Annotated in this window: 1 protein-coding gene; it reads right to left on the bottom strand. The window is 43.1% G+C overall.

Annotation, left to right across the window (positions count from 1 at the left end; translation table 11 throughout):
• A partial coding sequence (locus HK26_RS13690) for a hypothetical protein (RefSeq protein ID WP_180539595.1) occupies positions 1–849 on the bottom strand: 849 nt, incomplete at both ends.

Raw genomic sequence — 849 nt, 5'->3', positions numbered from 1 at the left:
ATTTCTGGAAATCATCTGTGTCAGAATATCCTTTCCATGCAGGTTCAGGAAAAACTCAAACGTGACAGAATTCCCGTTCTGTTGGGCATGAAGTGTCTCATAATTTTCATAAGATGATTTGTATAAGAGATAACTTTCAAACAGGATATTTTCCTGCTGGTCTTCTGACATCATGTTCCATGTCGCATCACTGATAGGTGCAGGAAGTCCAAAATTCATGGCAATGGGATAAGGCTTGTTTCTGATGGTCACAGACCCACCAAAAAACAGGCTCAGGAACAGTTCCACCAACAAAAGCAGGATGTTGCTGTCAATGCTGTTGTTCCATTGGTCAAGCCAGTATTGCTGGTCTTTGAGGTTCTGATAGGCTCTGCGATAAAAATACCAGTCTTCCTGCTTTGCCAGTTTTAATCGTGCTTTGATGTCCCTGATATAATTCGGGGTTATCAGAACAATATGGGACAGGCTGGCAACATGGATGATGCGTCTGTTCAGCTTTCCAGTGCTGACAATCTTTTCAATATCTGACTTTGAGAAGATATAATCTGCTTTTGCTGGTCTGAGATGGTTTCGAGCAACTGCTGTATCTGGTTGATGGGTGAGGGTTTGTCTCCTGTCTGGTTGCTCATCAGGTCGAGAATGTCCTGTGTGTTTCTGTTTGCTCCACAGGCTTCCTGATAGGTCTGCTGGTATAAAGTAATCCTCTTGTCCTGTTCCGAGTTCTGGAATGGTTCTGTCATTAATTTTTCCTTTCTTCTGAATGTCTGCATAAAATGGGAGATCATACCCCCTGACGTAGTCCACAGCCTGTTTTGCTGTGATTTTCAGAGGTTTTCCCTCTGCTTTGGA

The organism is Acetobacter okinawensis (genome assembly GCF_002153655.1).
Taxonomy (GTDB): Bacteria; Pseudomonadota; Alphaproteobacteria; order Acetobacterales; family Acetobacteraceae; genus Acetobacter; species Acetobacter okinawensis_A.
The sequence above is the reverse complement of the archived record's forward strand: the minus strand, read 5'-3'. Positions and strand labels throughout refer to the sequence as shown.